The organism is Ignatzschineria rhizosphaerae, assembly GCF_022655595.1.
GTDB lineage: Bacteria > Pseudomonadota > Gammaproteobacteria > Cardiobacteriales > Wohlfahrtiimonadaceae > Ignatzschineria > Ignatzschineria rhizosphaerae.
The window spans coordinates 1,529,510-1,546,869 of sequence record NZ_CP093379.1 but is presented as its reverse complement, the minus strand read 5'-3'; the positions used below and the strand labels follow the sequence as shown (position 1 = coordinate 1,546,869).

Below are 17,360 nucleotides of genomic sequence, written 5' to 3'. Positions count from 1 at the left end.
AAATAAGATGATTTTATTAATGGTTTTTGGGGCCAAGTTTCGCCATTAAAGAAGTCGCAGGTAGATATTTAAAGGTTTGCGAAAAAGACTAAAAATATTGGCGCTAAGATATTGGTGATAAAGCCAAAGCTAATAGCAATTGGCACAACTTGTGCGCCGCCTGTTCGTTGAATGACAGGTAAGGTGAAATCAAGAGAGGTTGCGCCGCCAGAGCCTACTGCTGAAAGTGGATATTTTGCCATTAAAAGAGGGATAACCATAAAGGCGAAAAACTCTCTAAAAAGATCATTAAAAAAGGCAATAGAGCCGATGATTGGGCCATGAGCATCTTGCAAGATAATCGTAGAGAGTGAATACCAGCCAAAGCCTGAGCTAATGGCTAAGCCTTGAGTGATTGGCATCTTTAAAATGAGCGCCGCAATAATACCGCCCAGAAATGATGAAATGATAAAGAAGAAACTTAAAATCAAGCCATAACGATTGAGTAAAACGGCTTTAAGCTTGATGCCGCCAGCTCTTAGTTGCAAGCCAACGCAGGCAAGTAAAAAGACAAGAGCTGTTTCTGTGAGATGCTCTGGAACTGTGAAATATTCGTGTGCAAATAATCCAACGATTAACCCTAATAAAATACTACCAATAAGTTTAAAAGAGCCAAGTAATGCATGCCAGGTAGATTCTTGTTTGAGGGATGATTGTTTTAACGGGAAGGGGAGCTGCTTATCTAGAAAGAGAAGTGCAACCATATTTAATCCTAAAATGGCAATGATAAAAACAATCGTCTTTCCAAAAATAGATTGTAATTGAGACCAAAGATCTGGAATAGCTGAGAGATTGAGCCCCATAATAAAGAGAATGATATAAATCAGCGCAATTAATAGATAATCGACGGTTTTAATCAAACTTCTATTTTTAAGGGGAATTGCAAAACCAATTAAAAGTGGTAGCAAAACCCAAGTCAGCGTTTGGAGCATAAAATGATATTTTTACCAATGAAAAGTGATAGGGGTAATGATTTATAAAGCAATGGAATAGTGCCATATTTAACGACTATTGAAGGGTTAAATGAGCGACAGATAGTCTACCAGATAATAGTAGGCTAAGAGAGCGTTTTCTGGATTTTTAAGAAGATATATTCTTAAAACCTTTTTAAGGAACTGCTATTAAAAAAAGCAAAATCAGTCATGCCAAGAATCTTGAATAAGAGTCGGATAATTAATCACAATTTGTTTTAGAAGTTTTATGCTAAAATGTTCTCTTTTATCATCTTGTCAAAAATAAGGTAGATACATATGGCAGGTCATAGTAAATGGGCAAATATCCAACACCGTAAAGGTGCGCAGGATAAAAAACGCGGTAAAATCTTTACCAAATTAATCCGTGAGATCACTATTGCTGTTCGTTCAAGCGGGAATGGGGATGCTGATACCAACCCTCGTCTTCGTCTAGCAGTGGATCGCGCGATTGCGGCAAATATGCCAAAAGATACGATTGAGCGTGCGGTCAATCGTGGTCTTGGAATTACTGATGGTCCTCCAGATGAAGAGATCCGTTATGAAGGTTATGGCGCTGGCGGTGTTGCTGTTATGGTGGATTGCTTATCTAATAACCGTAACCGTACCGCTGGAGAAGTGCGTCATGCTTTTACAAAATATGGTGGTAACCTTGGGACTGATGGTTCTGTTGCATTCCAATTTAGAGAACTTGGTGTGCTCTCTTATCCAGAGAACTCAGATGAAGATGGTATTACAGAAGCGGCGATTATGGCAGGTGCTGAAGATGTGATCGTTGATGAAGATGGTTCAATCGAAGTCTTAACAATGCCGCAAAGCTACGTGGAAGTCCATAATGCGATGGTTGAGGCAGGATTTGAGCCAGAAGATTCAGAAGTGACACAATACGCGGATAATAATGTCTCAATTGATGCAGAAGCTGCTGAAAAAGTGATGGCGATGGTTGAAGCACTTGAAAACTTAGATGATGTACAAAAAGTCTATTCAAACGCAGATATCTCAGATGAGATTTTAGAGCAACTCTTTAAATGATCATTTTAGGAATCGACCCTGGTTCGAGAATTACCGGTTATGGTGTGATCGATATCAGTGGTCGAAAGCCACAATATGTGGATTCAGGCTGTATTCGTATGAAGACAGATGAACCAATGGCGAATCGGTTGTTAACAATTTTTCAAGGTGTTGATCAACTGATTGGGCTTTATCGCCCTAAAGTCCTCTCTATTGAAGAGGTCTTTTTACATAAAAACCCTCAATCAGCCTTAAAGCTTGGGCAAGCGAGAGGCGTTGCGATGTGCGCAGCCGCAATGTCGAACCTTGTGGTGCATGAATATGCGGCGACTCGTATTAAACAGACAATTGTAGGGCAAGGGCATGCGCAAAAAGAGCAAGTGCAACATATGGTGCAATCGCTCTTAAAGCTTAATAAAAAGCCTCAAGCAGATGCCGCAGATGCGCTTGCAGCAGCATTAACTCACGCATTTCATTGTAGATTAGAAGGATTATTATGATTGGTCGTTTAACAGGTGTTTTAGCGGAGAAGCGTTTACCGAATCAGGCATTAGTCGATGTGGGTGGCGTAGGTTATGAAGTAGAATTACCGATGAGTAGTTTTGCAAAGCTCCCAAGTGAAGGGGAGAACGTTCAGCTCACGATTCATCATGTGGTACGAGAAGATGCGAGCCTGCTTTATGGTTTTTGTAGTCCTAAAGAGCGTGAAGCATTTCGCCTTTTAATCCGGGTTTCCGGCATTGGTCCTAAAAGTGCTGTGCTTATTCTTTCAGGATTATCCGCAGAAGAGCTTTATCGCGTGATTCAAACGGAAGATTTAACAAGCTTAATGAAGGTCCCCGGCGTTGGTAAAAAGACTGCAGAGCGCTTAATTATAGAGTTAAGAGATAAGATAAAAGCCTTAGCGCCACTCGATATTACAGAAGATTTAATAGCTTCAAGCACAGGTTCTCTCTTAAGTGATGGCGATGTGATTGTAGAAGAAGCGATCGAAGCATTAGTAAGTCTTGGTTATAGCCAAGCAGAGGCGAAAAAACGTGTTAATAAAGTCGCAAAACCAGGGCTTACACTGGAAGCAATTATTCCGCTTGCGCTTAAACTATAAACATTATTGAATAAGCTAGATTTGAAAATGCCGGTAATCTTTAAGGATACCGGCATTTTTATTGTGTAAATTTAATCTAGAAAATCAAGATCAATCCCATGCGTAATATCAAACAACTTATCATCATGGATGGTAGGGATATCGTTAATATCTAATAAAGGGAGATTCGGGATAGTTTTCCATTTTTCGACCCATTTCTCGTTAAATTGGCTTTCAGTGATGTTTCTTGCGTATTTTACTTTTTGTGTAAGGTAATTGACGCTGATGATAGAAATCGGGTCAGGGCCACGGTTACTATGCGCTTCAAAGCCAATGAGTTTAAGGGCGTTATCTTGTAATCTAAAGGTATAAAACCAATAGCCATAGCGACCATGCGCATAATGGAAGGTAATTTTATCTTGGATGATATTAATCGAAAGATCTGGCGGGAAATAGACGCCGCCATCTTCAAATTCTGAATCGAAAAGGGTGAGATTTTCGGCAATTTTCTGATAGCCAATGTCTTGCTTTAAAAGGACGATAATGCCACGACGATTTCGATCCACCACTTGTTCAAATCGGTTTTCTTCAATTGCCTCTAAAGACATTGATTTAGTGAGAAGGAGATAATCTGTTTTCCCATCTTGGTTAAGATCCGTTTTGATAAAATCTTGCAGATAGTGGTTTTTAGGGATGTAATTCGCAATAGTTTCTGCATAAATAATGTTATGACAAAATCCCATAAGGATGATGAGATAAATAGTTATCAGCTTTTTCGTGAAAAAAGCATGATTGGGATACATCATGATAAACCTCTATTAAAGTATCAGGACAACATCCTTGTTTTTCTGGCCTTTAGTGCTATTGAATAAGATATTTATGAAAACTTTGTAATATATTCTAACATCTTATAATTCGCTTCTGGGAATTTGAGTTTTCTGATCTCATCTTTATCAACCCAAGCGATGGTTTGAGATTCAGCACCTTTTGGGGTTCCTTTAAATTTAAAGACATCAAAAATTACAAAATCAATAGTTTTTGCCGGATATTCATATTGGAATGAGAGGGCTTTTTCTTGTGTTGTGATTGTAATATTAAGCTCTTCTTGCAGTTCACGAATAAGGGCTAAAGCATCATCTTCTCCCTCTTCAACTTTACCGCCAGGAAACTCCCATAAGCCACTAAAGTCTTGCGTTAATTTACGTTGGCTAAGCAGAATTTGTGTTTGGTCTTCATTCCAAATAATGCCGGCAACGACACGAATTTTTTTAGGTATTTGAGTCATGTTTATTCTTTTGATCTTTTTATAAAGTTATTTGTAATAGGTTCAGTATAGTAATTGAGATGCTATAGCAGATTCGGTTTAAGAAACATTATTTTAAAAGTATTGAGGTACAGAGTATGTCAAATTAGTTTGCATGTTACCGGATAGAACGATTCTTGAGCTTCTCATAATCGATGTGCCGGCAATCTGATTTAGTCACTTTTAAACCAATTTCACTATAATTGTCGTTAGTAAAGAGGATCTATTATGGGGAAATGGTTGAGTCGTCAGATTCAAGAGCGCCAACTAGATAGAGTCTTACCATATTTAGAAGATTAATCACTGAGAAGCTTACCGCAGCTTGATGATTAAAGTAAGGAATAATCATTGATTTTTCATAAAGCTGATCGTGGTGTTGTAATAAAAGGGTGAGTTGAAGGTTATTTTTTGAGATCTCTTCACCATGAACGGTTGTCACAATATCTGCATGACTTAGTGTTTGAATATAGTAAAGCTTTGTTTTATAAGCCTCAACAGAGAGATCACGTTCCCGGCTTTCAACCCAAGCACCTTTAAAAAAGTATTGGGTTTGGCTCTTTTCATTCAGGCGCGTTGCAATCATGCCTTCGCTAAAGGATTCATAAAGTCCAAGTGTTAACGTTTTCTGATCGAGCATTTTTGCAACGGTAGCTTCCATACTGACATCATCTTCCCCAAAAAAGAGATTGCCAAGTAGCGCTTTTGCCCGAGTTGCAAAAGGCTCAATGAGCGTCATTGCCTCTGATTCGGTTGCTGTTTTTGCAGAAAAACGTACTTGAATACCTTCAATTCCAGAAGCTAAAAAAGAGAGTTTCGGGTTAGGAAGATGATCCAGTTCATCATTAATTTCCGCAAGAAGTGCTGAGATATCTGATTCGCCTTTTCCCCAGCAGCGAAGCGTTTTAGTGTAAATTCGCTCAATATTAGGCAGTAGGGAGGTAAGAAGCGGAATAATATCTTCCTCCATCATCACCTTCATTTCAGAGGGAACCCCCGGCATTAAAAAGAGATGTTTTCCTTGATGCTGAAGGTAAATACCGGGCGCTGTACCGGGAAATGCATCTAAGATAGTGGCATTTTCAGGGTAATAAGCTTGTCTTAGATTATTATCTGACATCGCACGATTCCGTGCTTTAAATTTTTCACGGATCTTTTCGGCAAGCGCTTCATCGTAAATAAGAGGAAGATTGAGCGCTTTAGCGAGCGCATCTCGGGTAATATCATCTTGTGTTGGGCCAAGTCCACCGGTGCAAAGGATAATATCGGCACGGGTCATCGCTTTTGAAAAGGTCTCTGCCATGTTGTTGAGATTATCGCCGACCGTTGATTTAAAGTGGCAATCAATCCCAATCTCACTGAGTTTACGAGCAATCCAAGGACCATTGGTATCAATTGATTGTCCTAAAAGAAGCTCTGAGCCACTGACGATAATTTCTGCTTTCATCTGGAAATCCTCTTTATGATATGAAGATTGAATATTTAACCTTATTTATTCTACAACAAGATTCTCTGAATTACAGATATTCAGCCCCGTTGCTTTATCGATTCCTTCATCTTTTGATATTTGAGTGCTTTAAAGTTACTACGAAGGTTCTTGTAATAATATTTGACGCAAGAAAAAACTGTAGTAAATAGCATAGATTAAATGGTGTTTCTAAGATTCGCTTTATTTATTTAAATTCATTAGTAAAGCAGGGGTTATGATGCCTATTGATCGGTATTAAGCGTATTATCTTGATGGAAATCAAGCGGTTTTTGATTTGCCATTGTGCTAATCCTTTGAGCATGAGATAAGGGGTAATAGATGATTATTCCTTATTTTGTTATTAAATCAGTAGCTTAATTGTCTGGTTAATGGGAGGGGTTATGAAGTTGGTTATTTTAGGGGCGGGAAATATCGCAACAGAAACAGCGCAATTAGTAAGGGCGAAGTTTGCCGATATAAAGATCGTTATTGCAGATATTAATTTGGAGCGGGCAAAAATAGTAGCAGATGCATTAAAGGGAAGCGCAATAGCTTTTGATGCTAGTGATAAAGAGAGCATTAAAACAGCGATCAAAGGGGCTGATTTAGTCTTTAATGCGGTAGGTCCTTTTTATCGCTATGGCTTAAGGATCATAAAAACGGTGATAGAATGCGGGATCAACTATATTGATGTCTGTGATGAGTATGATGTGACCGTTTCGCTTGCACAAGATATGGCGCTAAATCAAGCGGCTAAAGATGCAGAGGTTTTTGCATTATTTGGCATGGGGTTTTCGCCAGGAATCTCTAATTTAGTTGCTAAATGGGCATATGATCTGCTAGATACCACCTATGATATTGAGATTGCGAGCGTTATTGCTTATGTGCCGACAATGGGAATGACCGTTAATGATCACATGCTTCACTCAATGTCTGGTGATGTACCCCAATATGTGGGAGGCAAGGTGCAATATTTTCCTGCATGGTCAGGTCAGAAAGAGTTTACCTTTAAAGAAGAAAATGGTCGTTATCAGATTGGTTATATGGGGCATCCTGAAGGAGTGACTTTAGGCATTTTTTTAGAAGATGTGAAGAATGCCTCAATCCGTTTTCGCTGGCGACAAGATGAGGGGAATGAGATTTGGCAATCATTCAACCGCTTAGGTTTGAGCGCTTTTGAAGTTTCAGAGTCTCTTCCTTTAGCGCCACGACAATATTTAGCGCGATTTATGGGAAGCAATATTGGAATCGCATCGCTCTCTTTGCAAGATGAAGCGATGAGTAATAAGACGATGTTTCAAGTAATTGCTAAAGGAGAGAAGTTAGGACAATCCTGTACGGTGATTATTGAATATCATGGTACTAATGATGCCGGAGACCCAACACCTTATGCAGCGGCTGCTGCAATTAGTGAAGCATTAAATGGGAAGATTACGGCAAAAGGCTTAATTCCACCAGAGATTGCCATTAACCAAGCAGAAAGAGTGGCAAGGGAAGTATTATCTGCGGTGGGAAATCGAGTCTATTTTACAGAAAAGATAGAAGCGCAGATTATTTAGTTTTGGTTTTAAAGTCTTATTGTTGTGTGATGAGTACCGGACTTTAGGTGATTACAAGTATGAGTTATATTACAAAAGCACGAGATATCCCTCGTGTTTTTTATAAGCTCAAGAAATGGAAAGCAGGGAATGGAAAAGGGGAAAATAGACTAAGGAATAGAGTGATCTTGTAAATATTGCTCTTTTTGTTTTCGTGTGAGTTGTTTAAAAGCATACTCTTGCTTCATTGCTTCACTTCTTGTCACAAAAGATTCTGTATGAATCATGATAACAGGACGGCGTTTTTGAGGCTTTGTGTATTTAGCGCCATTGCCTTCATTATGCTCTAGAAGTCTTCTTTCAAGATCAATGGTATAACCTGCATAAAAGGTATTATCTTGGCATTGAAGGACATAGAAAAAGTGTTTTTCAGCAGTTAGATCAGTCATTAAGAATAAGATTACATATCTTGGAAGCGATAATCATGATTCTCTCTTAAGATATCGACAATCTGCGCTCGAAGATTTTGTTCATGATAGCGTTTACGAAGGGGAACATGCAAAATGGGAATTTTCGCTTGGTACATTGCTTCATCGACAAAGGCATCACGAACTTTTCGTTCATGTTGATCATGGGTGCTATCATCAAGCTCAATCACTAAAAGGGGGGCGGTTGTTAAAGGATGAGCAAGGACAAAATCCACATGTTTAGAGCGGATTTTACTAAAAGCGCCGGAATAATCGCCTCTTTCAAGCCCCGGTCTTACTTTAATAATATCGGCAATGCGCACTTTTCCATAGATCTTTACAGGTACGCCATCAAGTGCAATCTCTAAGCTTGAGAGAAATAACTGTTCGGCTGGAGTAAAGAGCCCTGATACAGATTGATACCAAGAAGCCGGCGTTGGCCTATCTTCAATAATGGTTTTTTTAGGCATAAATTTCCAACGAAGGAAGAGAAAAAAACCTAAAAAAATAAGGACAATAAAAAGCAGTTTAAAAAGCATAGTATAAGCTCAAGTTCCTCATCAAAGAGGGAAGCTCTTTGATGATCTATGTTGGAAAGTAGTAATGGATAATACTTTCATAAAAAAGTCATCGCATTATATCATTAATACGATGACAGATTTAAGCGTTATCTATTATCTATAGCGTGAAGATAGAGGCTTTTATTGCTGAGCAATATTATCTTGAGGCACTCTACAATTGAGGTACTCTGATAAGCGTTTAGGCTCTTTATTTAATGTGTGATAGATCACCGCATTACTAAGCACATTTTTGACATAGCCTCGAGTTTCATAAAAGGGAATTGTTTCGATCCAAAGCGCAATATCAATATCACTATCAGCTTCGCTAGGAAGCCATTTCTTCACATTGTGAGGACCGGCATTATAGCTTGCTAAAATATAAGGAATACAGCTGCCAACACTCTCTTGTAAATAACGAAGATAAGTGACGCCATAGCGAATATTGGCATCTGGCTCATAAAGCGATTCTCGCTCACTCTCATTGAGGGTTGAGGACATTTTTTCAGCAGTGGGAATCAGTAATTGCATTAAACCATGGGCGCTAGCAGGAGATTTAGCTTTTTCATGAAATAGGCTCTCTTGGCGAATTAAGCCTAAAACAATCGGTTTTGTAATGAAATCATCGCTATATTGCTCGATGATAGGAACGTATGCACTAGGGTAACGGTAAGGTAAGCCACCCGCCGCTCTTGCTCTTGCGGCTGCTTGTAAGCTTAAGTTATAAAAGCCTTCATCAAATGCGGCGATACTCCCAGCCTCCTGATCGGCTTTACTACTATTGTTGAGTGCTTCACGCCATTTAACGCGGCTAAAGTACTCTTCATTGACTTTTGCTAATAATAATCCCATGGAGAATCTAGCATTAAGGCCATTGGTAAATAAATTTCCCTGTTCATTGGCAATATTGGTGATGCCATCGTAATTGTGTTGCAGCGCATCAGCGGCTAAGAAGCCGTAAAAAGAGGGCTCATTTTGAATAAGCTCATAATAGTGTTTAGCTTGCTCCTGATCGCCTACTTCTGCATAAGTTCTGCCTAACCAATAACGCCAGACATCTTCTTGTAATGCACTTTCTGAGAGTCCCGATAAAAGCGCTAGCGCAACAGGATAATCTCCCCGTTTTGCCGCAAGCCTAAAGCCCCATTGAATGACTTGATCATCTCTTTCATCAGCAGGAATGGCGAGGATTTTTTCAAGCGGTGCAACAACATCATTTCTCCCTGCTTGAAAAACGGCAATACGATTTCGAAGTGTGATGTAATCTTCTTTTGTTAAAAGATCTTTCTGCTTTGCAAAATTAAGGCCTTTGCCGGCTTGTAAAGAGTTTTGGCTTGACCATTTTTGCAATACTTTTGCATAAAGTGCTTTGCCTTCTGGATAAAAGGTCGACACTTCTAACAAATTGCTAGGGTTATTCAGTAGGTCGATAAAGTAGTTATAATAGGTTTGTTGCTCTTGCGGCAAAGAGGTTATTAATTGCTTGGCTCTTGCGGTTCTACCTATCAGTAGTAGTTCATCAATCTTTTTAATAATTAAGGAGAGATCTTTATTATTAGCTAGCCAAAACTCTTCCACAGTGCTGCAACCTGAAGGGAGTTGTAGGTTATTTTCCCAAGATTTTTGAAATTCAGCAAGATCGAGCGTTGATTGTTGATATTGAGCATTATAGAGATAACATTTTAAGCCAAGGGTGTTGGCAAACTGAGCATTATCAAGGATGAATTGAAAATTCTTTTTACGCTCTCGATCTTTAAAAAGTACAATCTTTAAGGTGTTGGCAAAGGGCTCATTGGCATATTTATCAGCAAACTCTAAAACCTCTTGTGGATCACTCTCTTCAATACGTTCTTGATAGTAGTAAAACTCAAGGTAGGGTAGAAGGCTTGAATCAAGGAGTTTTTCTCGTGAAGATTGATAGGTTTCCCAATCTTTTTTGATAATTGCTTGTTTTCCGATTTGAAACCATTGTTGTTCATTGGCTTCAGACGCAATCGTTATCTGCGATAGTGTAAGAAGTGTGCCCAATAGTATCGAAAGGGGCTTTAGAGGCATTTTATTCAAAAAAAGAATCATAATAGGGTCTCTTTACAATGCAAATCTGAAAGTAGAAGTTTATTGTAATAACTTGTTTTTAAATATAGGTACTTAATTATAAATACCGTATCATATTTATTGATAATCTATTATCTTTTAAATAGATTAAATTGGAAAGATATAGTCACAATCCTAAAGATTTTTTAGTCATTTTTTTTCACTTGATGAATGGTAATGCGCTAAATCTCTATTGAAATACTAATCTATAAAATGAGTTGTTTCTGTACACTTTTTGCAATAAATCATTAAAAATTTCTTAAAAGTGTAAAAACAAAAGAGCCCTAGAAATGATTTTAATAAAAAATCATTGCAAGGAGCTCAATGTCAATTATGATGATGAAGTTACATTATGCTTCTTCAACAGTTCCAAAAATTTTATCGCCGGCATCGCCAAGGCCTGGAAGAATATAAGCATCTTCATTTAGGCAGTTATCAACGGAGGCAGTGTAGATATCAACATCAGGGTGTTTTGCATGTAATTTTGCAATCCCTTCTGGCGCAGCCACTAAAAAGAGGGCTTTAATTTTTTTACAGCCCGCTTGTTTTAAAAGATCGATTGCTGCAATTGCTGTGCCACCAGTTGCAAGCATGGGATCGATAATTAATGCGGTGCGATCTTCCATGTGAGTTGTGAGTTTTTGATAGTAAGGTACTGCTTCTAAAGTCTCAGGATCTCTTTCAAAACCCACGACAGAAACACGAGCACCAGGGATTAACTCTAAAACCCCTTGTTGCATACCGATACCGGCTCTTAAAATAGGGACGATCGTGACTTTTTTACCTTTAATCTGTTCTACTTCAACATCGCCCGCCCATCCTTGAATGGTTCGTGTTTCAGTTTCTAGATCTTTAGTTGCTTCATAAGCAAGTAGTTGTGCAAGCTCAGATGCAAGCTCTCTAAAATCTTTTGTTGAGATTTCAGCTTTTCTCATTTTACCGATTTTATGGGCAACGAGTGGGTGTTTTATCTCAAAGACATTCATAATTAGACTCCTTGTTAGCAAAAGACCCATAGTGAATGGGCCTTTTGTAATGAATGATAAATGAAGGTTTTATGGCAGATTATGCTTGGTTTTCAATTGCATCATTCATCATCTGTTTTAGGCTATTGCGCTCTGCTAATTCTAAAACAATGTCACAGCCGCCGATTAATTCCCCACCGATGTAGATTTGTGGGAATGTTGGCCAATCTGCATATTTTGGAAGATGTTCAAAAATTTGAGAATCATCCATCACGTTTACAAATGAGAAAGGTAGGCCTGTATCGGCAAGCGCTTGAGCAGCTCTGCTTGAGAATCCACACATAGGAAATTGTGGGCTTCCTTTCATGTAAATTACTACAGGATTCTCGGTTACTTGGCTATGGATCTTCTCAAGTGTTGCTTTTTCTGTCATGTTATTCACTCCTAGTCAAAATACCATGCTATTTTATCAGTTATTTAAAAAAGTGGCATATTATACCCATAAAAATGGCAACATGCCGTAATGTTTCTCTGATCGCTCTATTATAGAGTAGTAATACGCTCTTTTTGCGACGCTGTTCAAAATTTATTGTCGTCCTTCTCCATGGCCAAGAACGATATATTTTTGTGAAGTTAATCCTTCAAGCCCAACAGGCCCCCGAACATGGATCTTATCTGTTGAGATGCCAATCTCTGCCCCTAAGCCAAATTCAAAGCCATCACAAAAACGCGATGAAGCATTGATCATGACACAAGCTGAGTCAACAGCTCTTAAGAAATGCATGGCTTTAGAATAGTTCTCCGTTAAAATCACATCGGTATGATGCGATCCGTAGTGATTGATATGATTGATTGCTTCATCCATATCTTTCACGGCTTTAACCGCTAATATTGGTGCTAAATATTCTGCATGCCAATCTTCTTCTGTGGCAATAATCGCGGGGATATTTTCAGTTTTTAAAATCGCTAAGGATTTCTCACAAGCCCGAATCTCAACCCCTTTTTCTACTAAAATAGTTGCCATTTCAGGTAGGAATTTTTTAAGAATCTTCTCATTAAGAAGTAATGTTTCCATAGTGTTACAAGGTGCGTAACGCTGTGTTTTGGCATTATCTACAACATGATATGCTTTGGTAAGATCGGCATCAATATCCACATAAGTGTGACAAACGCCATCGAGATGTTTAATGACGGGCACAGTTGCCTGATTATTAATTCTCTCCACAAGAGATTTCCCACCACGAGGAATGACCACATCGATATATTGTGGTGATGTCACCATGAGATCAACAATCTCACGATCTGTCGTATTAATAATTTGGACAGCTTCTGCCGGCAGATCCACTTTTTTTAGCGCATTAGCAAGTAGTGTTGCTAAATATTGATTGGTATAAAAAGCTTCACTTCCGCCTCGTAAAACGGCGGCATTTCCAGATTTTAAGCAGAGCGCTGCGGCATCAATCGTGACATTAGGGCGTGATTCATAAATAATGGCAATAACCCCAAGCGGTACGCGCATTTTTCCGACTTGAATGCCTGAAGGGCGGGTTTTAAGATCGGTGATTTCACCGATAGGGTCGGGGAGTAAAACCATCTCTTTGACGCCATTTGCCATATCTGTAATGCGAGCATCATTGAGAGTTAAGCGGTCAATAAATGCCGCATCAAAGTTTTTAGATTTCGCATTTTCAAGATCTTTAGTATTTTCTGTTTTAATAGCATCTCGATGATCTAAAATTTCTTGATAGAGCGCTTCAAGGAGTGCGTTTTTCTTCCCAGAATCAGCAAGGCGTAATTTCTCAGAGGCACAACGTGCATTCTCTCCGACAGTTTGCCAATAATTTAACATCTTCAATCCTCTTCATATTTTATTGATCTCCTTGTTAAATTTAGGTCAATTTAGCGGTGCGGTGAAGGCTAATTTTATTTGAATCCTAAATGGAGATTTATTGCGTCTTTATAGATGGTCAGTATAGCGAATTTAGGGGCTTTATTCAGAAATCTTCAAGGTCCTAAAATATTACTTTGTATTTATTTTCTAAAGCTTAAAAGAGGCTCATATCTCTTAGTGATAAAAGAAGAAAGAATATTGTGACGTGGTTTCTCCCTGAGATTTTAATGGGACGCATTGGAATTATCTCAAGGATGCTTAATGAAGGATACTTTAAAACGAGTCCTCTAAATTAAATCTCTAAATTAGATTTAAAGAAATAGATAGAAATAGAGAGAGTCAAGGAAATAGTATTTAAGCAATATTGTTTAAGTAATAGAGTATTGGATAGGGAAGTTTTAGCTCGATAACTATTGCTCATAAAAAAACTCCCTTAAGAATTAATTTCTTAAGGGAGTAAAAAAGTACTTAGAAACTCATAAAGGGGAAAGAGTTTCTAGTGCTTAAGGACACAGTTATGAAATCATCATAATTTCAATAGTTTGCGCATTACACTCTTTAAGTAGATGGAGCTGTTAAATAGGTAATGCACCTACATTAGTTTGCTAAAGAAACACTTACTGAGAAGAGTACCGCCGCAATACGTACAGCTGATTGAATGCCTTGTGAAGAAACTCCTAGTTCACGAAGGTTCTTCTCATGTGAGTCAACACACATACCACAACCGTTAACAGCAGATACAGCGATTGAAGCAAGTTCGAAAGTTACTTTATCAATCCCAGGATTTGCCATTTGGTTCATACGAAGGCGTGCTGGTAATTTTGTATATTCATCGTTAGATACTAAGTGTGTAAAACGATAGTAGATGTTATTCATGCTCATGATGCTCGTTGCAATTTGAGCACCTTGATACTCTTCTTCTGTTAAGAAGTCTTGTGCAAATTTTTCCATCTGCTCAACGAGTACTTTGCATTTTGTGCTAAGTGCAACAGATACAGCAATTGCTGCAATTTGTTTCTCTGTAAGGCCCGGCGCGCCTGCTTCCGTTAATACTGTTGAGAAGTTAAGACGCATATCTTTTGCATAAGCCGGTAACATATCTTTGATTGTATCAATAGCCATTATAATATCTCCTTACTGATATCTGCCTTGAACGAGAGGTTCGCGGCAAGTATGATTTTGAATTTAAATTTTAAATTACCAAACTGCATGATCAATGAAATTAGACTGTATCATAATCAGGCAATGGGTGAATTGTTGCATATTTTGAATACTATGAGAAAGTCATATCGCAAAGTTCTAAGCGTATGCCTTTCGTTTCTTTGCGGACTTTCGATGAGTTAATTTAACCACAGTTGAGGCGATAAATCTTATGGTATTTATTAATAAGAGTGATAAGTAAAGCTAAAAAGGTCTTTATTAAAAGCTTTTATAAAGCTCTATTATCCCTTGAAGATTCGTGGTGGGAAACCCATATTCCATCTCTATCTATAAGATGGAATGATTGCTTAGGGGTAACCCATCCTAGCGATCAATGAGCCATAAAATAACCCAGAGGTTTTACATCATAAAGAGGAGAAGAGATGGAACTTAATCATCAGGATTCAAGCGCGGTATGTGAATACTTAAGTCAGTGGTTACCAAGAGAGATCCCTATTAGCGCATCTTTAGGTGTCATCCCTATTGAATGGAAAGAGAAGACATTAAAGCTCCATGTTCCTCTTGAAAATAATCGTAATCATATGTACACAGGATTTGGAGGAAGCCTTTATACTTCAGCACTTTTAGTGGGTTGGAGCTGGTTGCATCTTCAGCTAAAAGCACTTGGTCATGAGAAGAATCTTCATATAGTGATTCAACAAGCAAATATCCAATATCCTAAACCGATGAAGGAAGATGGAATCGCAATTTGCCGCGGTGTGGATGAAAAAGCTTGGGTAAAATTTGAAAAGATGTTTAATAAATTTGGTAAAGGTCGCCTAGAAATTCAAACAGAAGTGGTTGTGGGTAGTGAAGTGACAACTAGTTTTACTGGAGATTTTGTTGCTTATATGGCTGATAAATCTTAAACATCTTTAGTAAGTCTTAGTGATAATTGATCAATAGGACTGTTTTATTGACTAAATTTTAGGAAATATCCCTAAGACTTGATATCGGTACAGGACAGATAGGATTCAATCTTCTAAAATAGTGGCGATTATCAAACCTGAAATCTCATACTAGATAGTATCTAAGGAGTCACAGATGAGTCTTGCATCATTGTATCGCCGAGAAATTTTTCAATCTTTTAAAAAAAATCATTATGATTTAGTGATTATCGGGGGCGGTATTACAGGCGCTGGGATTGCATTAGATGCTGTGAGCCGTGGAATGAAGGTTGCACTGTTAGAAAAGCGTGATTTTGCCTTTGGCGCAAGTAGCCGTTCTACAAAGATGATTCATGGTGGTCTGCGCTATTTGCAGAAATTTCAGCTCAAAAATGTGACTCGAACCGGTAAAGAGCGAGCTATGGTTTATGAGAATGCGCCTCACGTTATTCATCGTGAAAGGATGATACTGCCTATTCATAAAGGAGGTTCATTAGGGCGCTTTACAACCTCAATTGGCCTTAAGTTTTATGATTATCTTGCAGATGTAAAGAGTGATGAGCGCCGGAAGATGTTAAGTGTTAAAGAGACCTTAGCTAAAGTGCCGGCTTTAAAAAAAGAGGGGCTTCGAGGCGCAGGGGAATATGTTGAATATCGCGCTGATGATGCCAGAATGACATTAGAGATGATTAAAAAAGCGGTAGAGTTAGGTGCAGATTGTCTCAATTATAGTGAAGTAATAGGATTTAATCAGGATAATCAAGGCTTTGTAGAGGCTGCTGTGATTAGAGATAGTGCCACTAATAATATGCATATTGTTGAAGGCACTGTGATTTTAAATGCAGCAGGCGGTTGGCGTTTTGAGGTAAGTGATTTAGCGCAAGAGACAGATGGTCACTCATTGATGTTGATTAAGGGCGCACATTTAGTCTTTGATCAAGCGCAGTTTCCTCTTCAAGATGCCCTCTATTTTGATACGGGTGAAGATAAAAAAATGGTATTTGCAGTACCGCGTGATGGTAAGACTTATGTGGGCGTTAGTAGCGCGGTGTATGAGGGAGATCCCATTTATCCCACTGTTTCAATCACCGATCAGCATTATCTAATTTCTGCCATTAATGAGATGTTTCCAAAGCTTAATATTACAGCTGAGATGATTGAATCTTCTTGGGCAGGGATATCGCCTGTTGTGAAGGATAAGTCCTCCTCAAAAGCTAAAAAGCCACTCTTAGAAACTGCTAAAAATGGTTTAATCTCTGTAACAACAGGTAAACTAACGGGATACAGGGAGTTAGCACAAGCGGTAGTCGATGAGATTGCTAGTCATTTAAAGACTAAGAAAAATCAAGAATTTGCACAATGTCAGACGATGATGCTCCCATTTTCTGGGGGAGATGTGGGAGGCAGCGAAGCTTTTGAATCTTTTATTGAGGCCTCAATTGAAAGAGGCGTTGCAGCTAATTTAGCGCCCGAAGAAGCAAGAGAGTTAGCCCGTATTTATGGCTCTAACGTAGATCTTCTTTTTGAGATCGCCGCTAAGGCAAGCCCGGATGAGATGTTAGGGTTACCATTAATGGTGTATGTCCGCTTAATGTATGGTTTATTGTATGAAAGCGTGATGACTCCTTCAGATTTTTTTGTAAGACGCACCAGCGCACTCTATTTCAATATTCAATGGGTAAAAGCGCACCAAGTGGCTGTAGTAAGATTTATGGCGCGATATTTCAGCTGGACGGTCGATCAGGTCAAACAATATAATACTGCTCTTGAACAAGCGCTCTACCATGCAACGCATGCTGTTGAAGATGAGAGAGTGGTAAAATTAACCCAAAAAACAGAAGCTTTGATAGAGGCGCCTTCTAAGAACAATGAGGTATTGTAAGCCTTG

Annotated in this window: 17 protein-coding genes; 6 read left to right on the top strand and 11 right to left on the bottom strand. The window is 38.6% G+C overall.

Annotation, left to right across the window (positions count from 1 at the left end):
• Positions 1–68: 68 nt before the first annotated feature.
• Positions 69–971, bottom strand: coding sequence for a LysO family transporter (locus MMG00_RS06690; protein ID WP_242146688.1), 903 nt, complete (start codon positions 969–971; stop codon positions 69–71).
• Between the two features lie 318 nt (positions 972–1,289).
• Here MMG00_RS06690 and MMG00_RS06685 point away from each other — a divergent pair, with 318 nt between their 5' ends.
• Genes MMG00_RS06685 through ruvA form a run of 3 tightly spaced genes read left to right on the top strand, consistent with a single transcriptional unit; the run spans position 1,290 to position 3,126 of the window.
• Positions 1,290–2,042, top strand: coding sequence for a YebC/PmpR family DNA-binding transcriptional regulator (locus tag MMG00_RS06685; RefSeq protein ID WP_242146686.1), 753 nt, complete (start codon positions 1,290–1,292; stop codon positions 2,040–2,042).
• Complete coding sequence (ruvC, locus tag MMG00_RS06680) at positions 2,039–2,521, top strand: crossover junction endodeoxyribonuclease RuvC (RefSeq protein WP_242146684.1); 483 nt, start codon at positions 2,039–2,041, stop codon at positions 2,519–2,521. The genes MMG00_RS06685 and ruvC overlap by 4 nt, the downstream gene beginning before the upstream one ends.
• Complete coding sequence (gene ruvA / locus MMG00_RS06675) at positions 2,518–3,126, top strand: Holliday junction branch migration protein RuvA (protein ID WP_242146682.1); 609 nt, start codon at positions 2,518–2,520, stop codon at positions 3,124–3,126. Before ruvC ends, ruvA begins: the two co-directional genes overlap by 4 nt.
• A gap of 71 nt (positions 3,127–3,197) precedes the next feature.
• Here the strand turns inward: ruvA and MMG00_RS06670 are convergent, their stop codons facing one another.
• From MMG00_RS06670 to MMG00_RS06660, 3 genes are all read right to left on the bottom strand, one after another.
• A complete protein-coding gene (locus tag MMG00_RS06670; RefSeq protein WP_242146680.1) occupies positions 3,198–3,911 on the bottom strand; it encodes a hypothetical protein in 714 nt (237 codons plus the stop codon).
• A 71-nt stretch (positions 3,912–3,982) separates the two neighbouring features.
• Positions 3,983–4,390, bottom strand: coding sequence for an 8-oxo-dGTP diphosphatase MutT (gene mutT, locus MMG00_RS06665; RefSeq protein WP_242146678.1), 408 nt, complete (start codon positions 4,388–4,390; stop codon positions 3,983–3,985).
• Positions 4,391–4,634: 244 nt separating this feature from the next.
• Entirely contained in the window at positions 4,635–5,852 is a 1,218-nt protein-coding gene (locus MMG00_RS06660; protein WP_242146676.1) for a CinA family nicotinamide mononucleotide deamidase-related protein, read from the bottom strand.
• A 410-nt stretch (positions 5,853–6,262) separates the two neighbouring features.
• On the opposite strand from MMG00_RS06660, the gene MMG00_RS06655 reads away from it, so the two are divergent.
• On the top strand, positions 6,263–7,432 hold the full coding sequence (locus MMG00_RS06655) for a saccharopine dehydrogenase family protein (protein ID WP_349775513.1): 1,170 nt from the start codon (positions 6,263–6,265) through the stop codon (positions 7,430–7,432).
• A gap of 149 nt (positions 7,433–7,581) precedes the next feature.
• Here MMG00_RS06655 and MMG00_RS06650 read toward each other — a convergent pair whose 3' ends face one another.
• The 7 genes from MMG00_RS06650 to MMG00_RS06620 all read right to left on the bottom strand — a co-directional run bounded on the left by MMG00_RS06650 (position 7,582) and on the right by MMG00_RS06620 (position 14,507).
• On the bottom strand, positions 7,582–7,860 hold the full coding sequence (locus MMG00_RS06650; RefSeq protein ID WP_242146672.1) for a GIY-YIG nuclease family protein: 279 nt from the start codon (positions 7,858–7,860) through the stop codon (positions 7,582–7,584).
• An 11-nt stretch (positions 7,861–7,871) separates the two neighbouring features.
• On the bottom strand, positions 7,872–8,348 hold the full coding sequence (locus tag MMG00_RS06645) for a DUF2726 domain-containing protein (protein WP_242146670.1): 477 nt from the start codon (positions 8,346–8,348) through the stop codon (positions 7,872–7,874).
• A gap of 231 nt (positions 8,349–8,579) precedes the next feature.
• Positions 8,580–10,511: a lytic transglycosylase domain-containing protein gene (locus MMG00_RS06640; protein ID WP_242153166.1), complete on the bottom strand. Its 1,932-nt coding sequence runs from the start codon at positions 10,509–10,511 to the stop codon at positions 8,580–8,582.
• A 368-nt stretch (positions 10,512–10,879) separates the two neighbouring features.
• A complete protein-coding gene (gene upp / locus MMG00_RS06635; RefSeq protein ID WP_242153163.1) occupies positions 10,880–11,515 on the bottom strand; it encodes a uracil phosphoribosyltransferase in 636 nt (211 codons plus the stop codon).
• 79 nt (positions 11,516–11,594) lie between these two features.
• Positions 11,595–11,927: a Grx4 family monothiol glutaredoxin gene (grxD, locus tag MMG00_RS06630; RefSeq protein WP_242153160.1), complete on the bottom strand. Its 333-nt coding sequence runs from the start codon at positions 11,925–11,927 to the stop codon at positions 11,595–11,597.
• 153 nt (positions 11,928–12,080) lie between these two features.
• Complete coding sequence (locus tag MMG00_RS06625; protein ID WP_242153157.1) at positions 12,081–13,343, bottom strand: glutamate-5-semialdehyde dehydrogenase; 1,263 nt, start codon at positions 13,341–13,343, stop codon at positions 12,081–12,083.
• A gap of 639 nt (positions 13,344–13,982) precedes the next feature.
• Positions 13,983–14,507, bottom strand: coding sequence for a carboxymuconolactone decarboxylase family protein (locus MMG00_RS06620; protein WP_242153155.1), 525 nt, complete (start codon positions 14,505–14,507; stop codon positions 13,983–13,985).
• Positions 14,508–14,968: 461 nt separating this feature from the next.
• On the opposite strand from MMG00_RS06620, the gene MMG00_RS06615 reads away from it, so the two are divergent.
• Both MMG00_RS06615 and MMG00_RS06610 read left to right on the top strand, forming a co-directional pair.
• Positions 14,969–15,454 carry a YiiD C-terminal domain-containing protein gene (locus tag MMG00_RS06615; RefSeq protein ID WP_242153150.1) on the top strand — a complete coding sequence of 162 codons (486 nt, stop codon included), beginning with the start codon at positions 14,969–14,971 and terminating at the stop codon, positions 15,452–15,454.
• Between the two features lie 175 nt (positions 15,455–15,629).
• Entirely contained in the window at positions 15,630–17,354 is a 1,725-nt protein-coding gene (locus MMG00_RS06610) for a glycerol-3-phosphate dehydrogenase/oxidase (RefSeq protein ID WP_242153147.1), read from the top strand.
• Positions 17,355–17,360 lie beyond the last annotated feature (6 nt).

Excerpts from the sequence above, each read along its gene's own strand:
- MMG00_RS06690 (WP_242146688.1), bottom strand. The coding sequence starts at position 971 with ATGCTCCAAACGCTGACTTGGGTTTTGCTACCACTTTTAATTGGTTTT.
- MMG00_RS06685 (WP_242146686.1), top strand. The coding sequence starts at position 1,290 with ATGGCAGGTCATAGTAAATGGGCAAATATCCAACACCGTAAAGGTGCG.
- ruvC (WP_242146684.1), top strand. The coding sequence starts at position 2,039 with ATGATCATTTTAGGAATCGACCCTGGTTCGAGAATTACCGGTTATGGT.
- ruvA (WP_242146682.1), top strand. The coding sequence starts at position 2,518 with ATGATTGGTCGTTTAACAGGTGTTTTAGCGGAGAAGCGTTTACCGAAT.
- MMG00_RS06670 (WP_242146680.1), bottom strand. The coding sequence starts at position 3,911 with ATGATGTATCCCAATCATGCTTTTTTCACGAAAAAGCTGATAACTATT.
- mutT (WP_242146678.1), bottom strand. The coding sequence starts at position 4,390 with ATGACTCAAATACCTAAAAAAATTCGTGTCGTTGCCGGCATTATTTGG.
- MMG00_RS06660 (WP_242146676.1), bottom strand. The coding sequence starts at position 5,852 with ATGAAAGCAGAAATTATCGTCAGTGGCTCAGAGCTTCTTTTAGGACAA.
- MMG00_RS06655 (WP_349775513.1), top strand. The coding sequence starts at position 6,263 with ATGGGAGGGGTTATGAAGTTGGTTATTTTAGGGGCGGGAAATATCGCA.
- MMG00_RS06650 (WP_242146672.1), bottom strand. The coding sequence starts at position 7,860 with ATGACTGATCTAACTGCTGAAAAACACTTTTTCTATGTCCTTCAATGC.
- MMG00_RS06645 (WP_242146670.1), bottom strand. The coding sequence starts at position 8,348 with ATGCCTAAAAAAACCATTATTGAAGATAGGCCAACGCCGGCTTCTTGG.
- MMG00_RS06640 (WP_242153166.1), bottom strand. The coding sequence starts at position 10,511 with ATGATTCTTTTTTTGAATAAAATGCCTCTAAAGCCCCTTTCGATACTA.
- upp (WP_242153163.1), bottom strand. The coding sequence starts at position 11,515 with ATGAATGTCTTTGAGATAAAACACCCACTCGTTGCCCATAAAATCGGT.
- grxD (WP_242153160.1), bottom strand. The coding sequence starts at position 11,927 with ATGACAGAAAAAGCAACACTTGAGAAGATCCATAGCCAAGTAACCGAG.
- MMG00_RS06625 (WP_242153157.1), bottom strand. The coding sequence starts at position 13,343 with ATGTTAAATTATTGGCAAACTGTCGGAGAGAATGCACGTTGTGCCTCT.
- MMG00_RS06620 (WP_242153155.1), bottom strand. The coding sequence starts at position 14,507 with ATGGCTATTGATACAATCAAAGATATGTTACCGGCTTATGCAAAAGAT.
- MMG00_RS06615 (WP_242153150.1), top strand. The coding sequence starts at position 14,969 with ATGGAACTTAATCATCAGGATTCAAGCGCGGTATGTGAATACTTAAGT.
- MMG00_RS06610 (WP_242153147.1), top strand. The coding sequence starts at position 15,630 with ATGAGTCTTGCATCATTGTATCGCCGAGAAATTTTTCAATCTTTTAAA.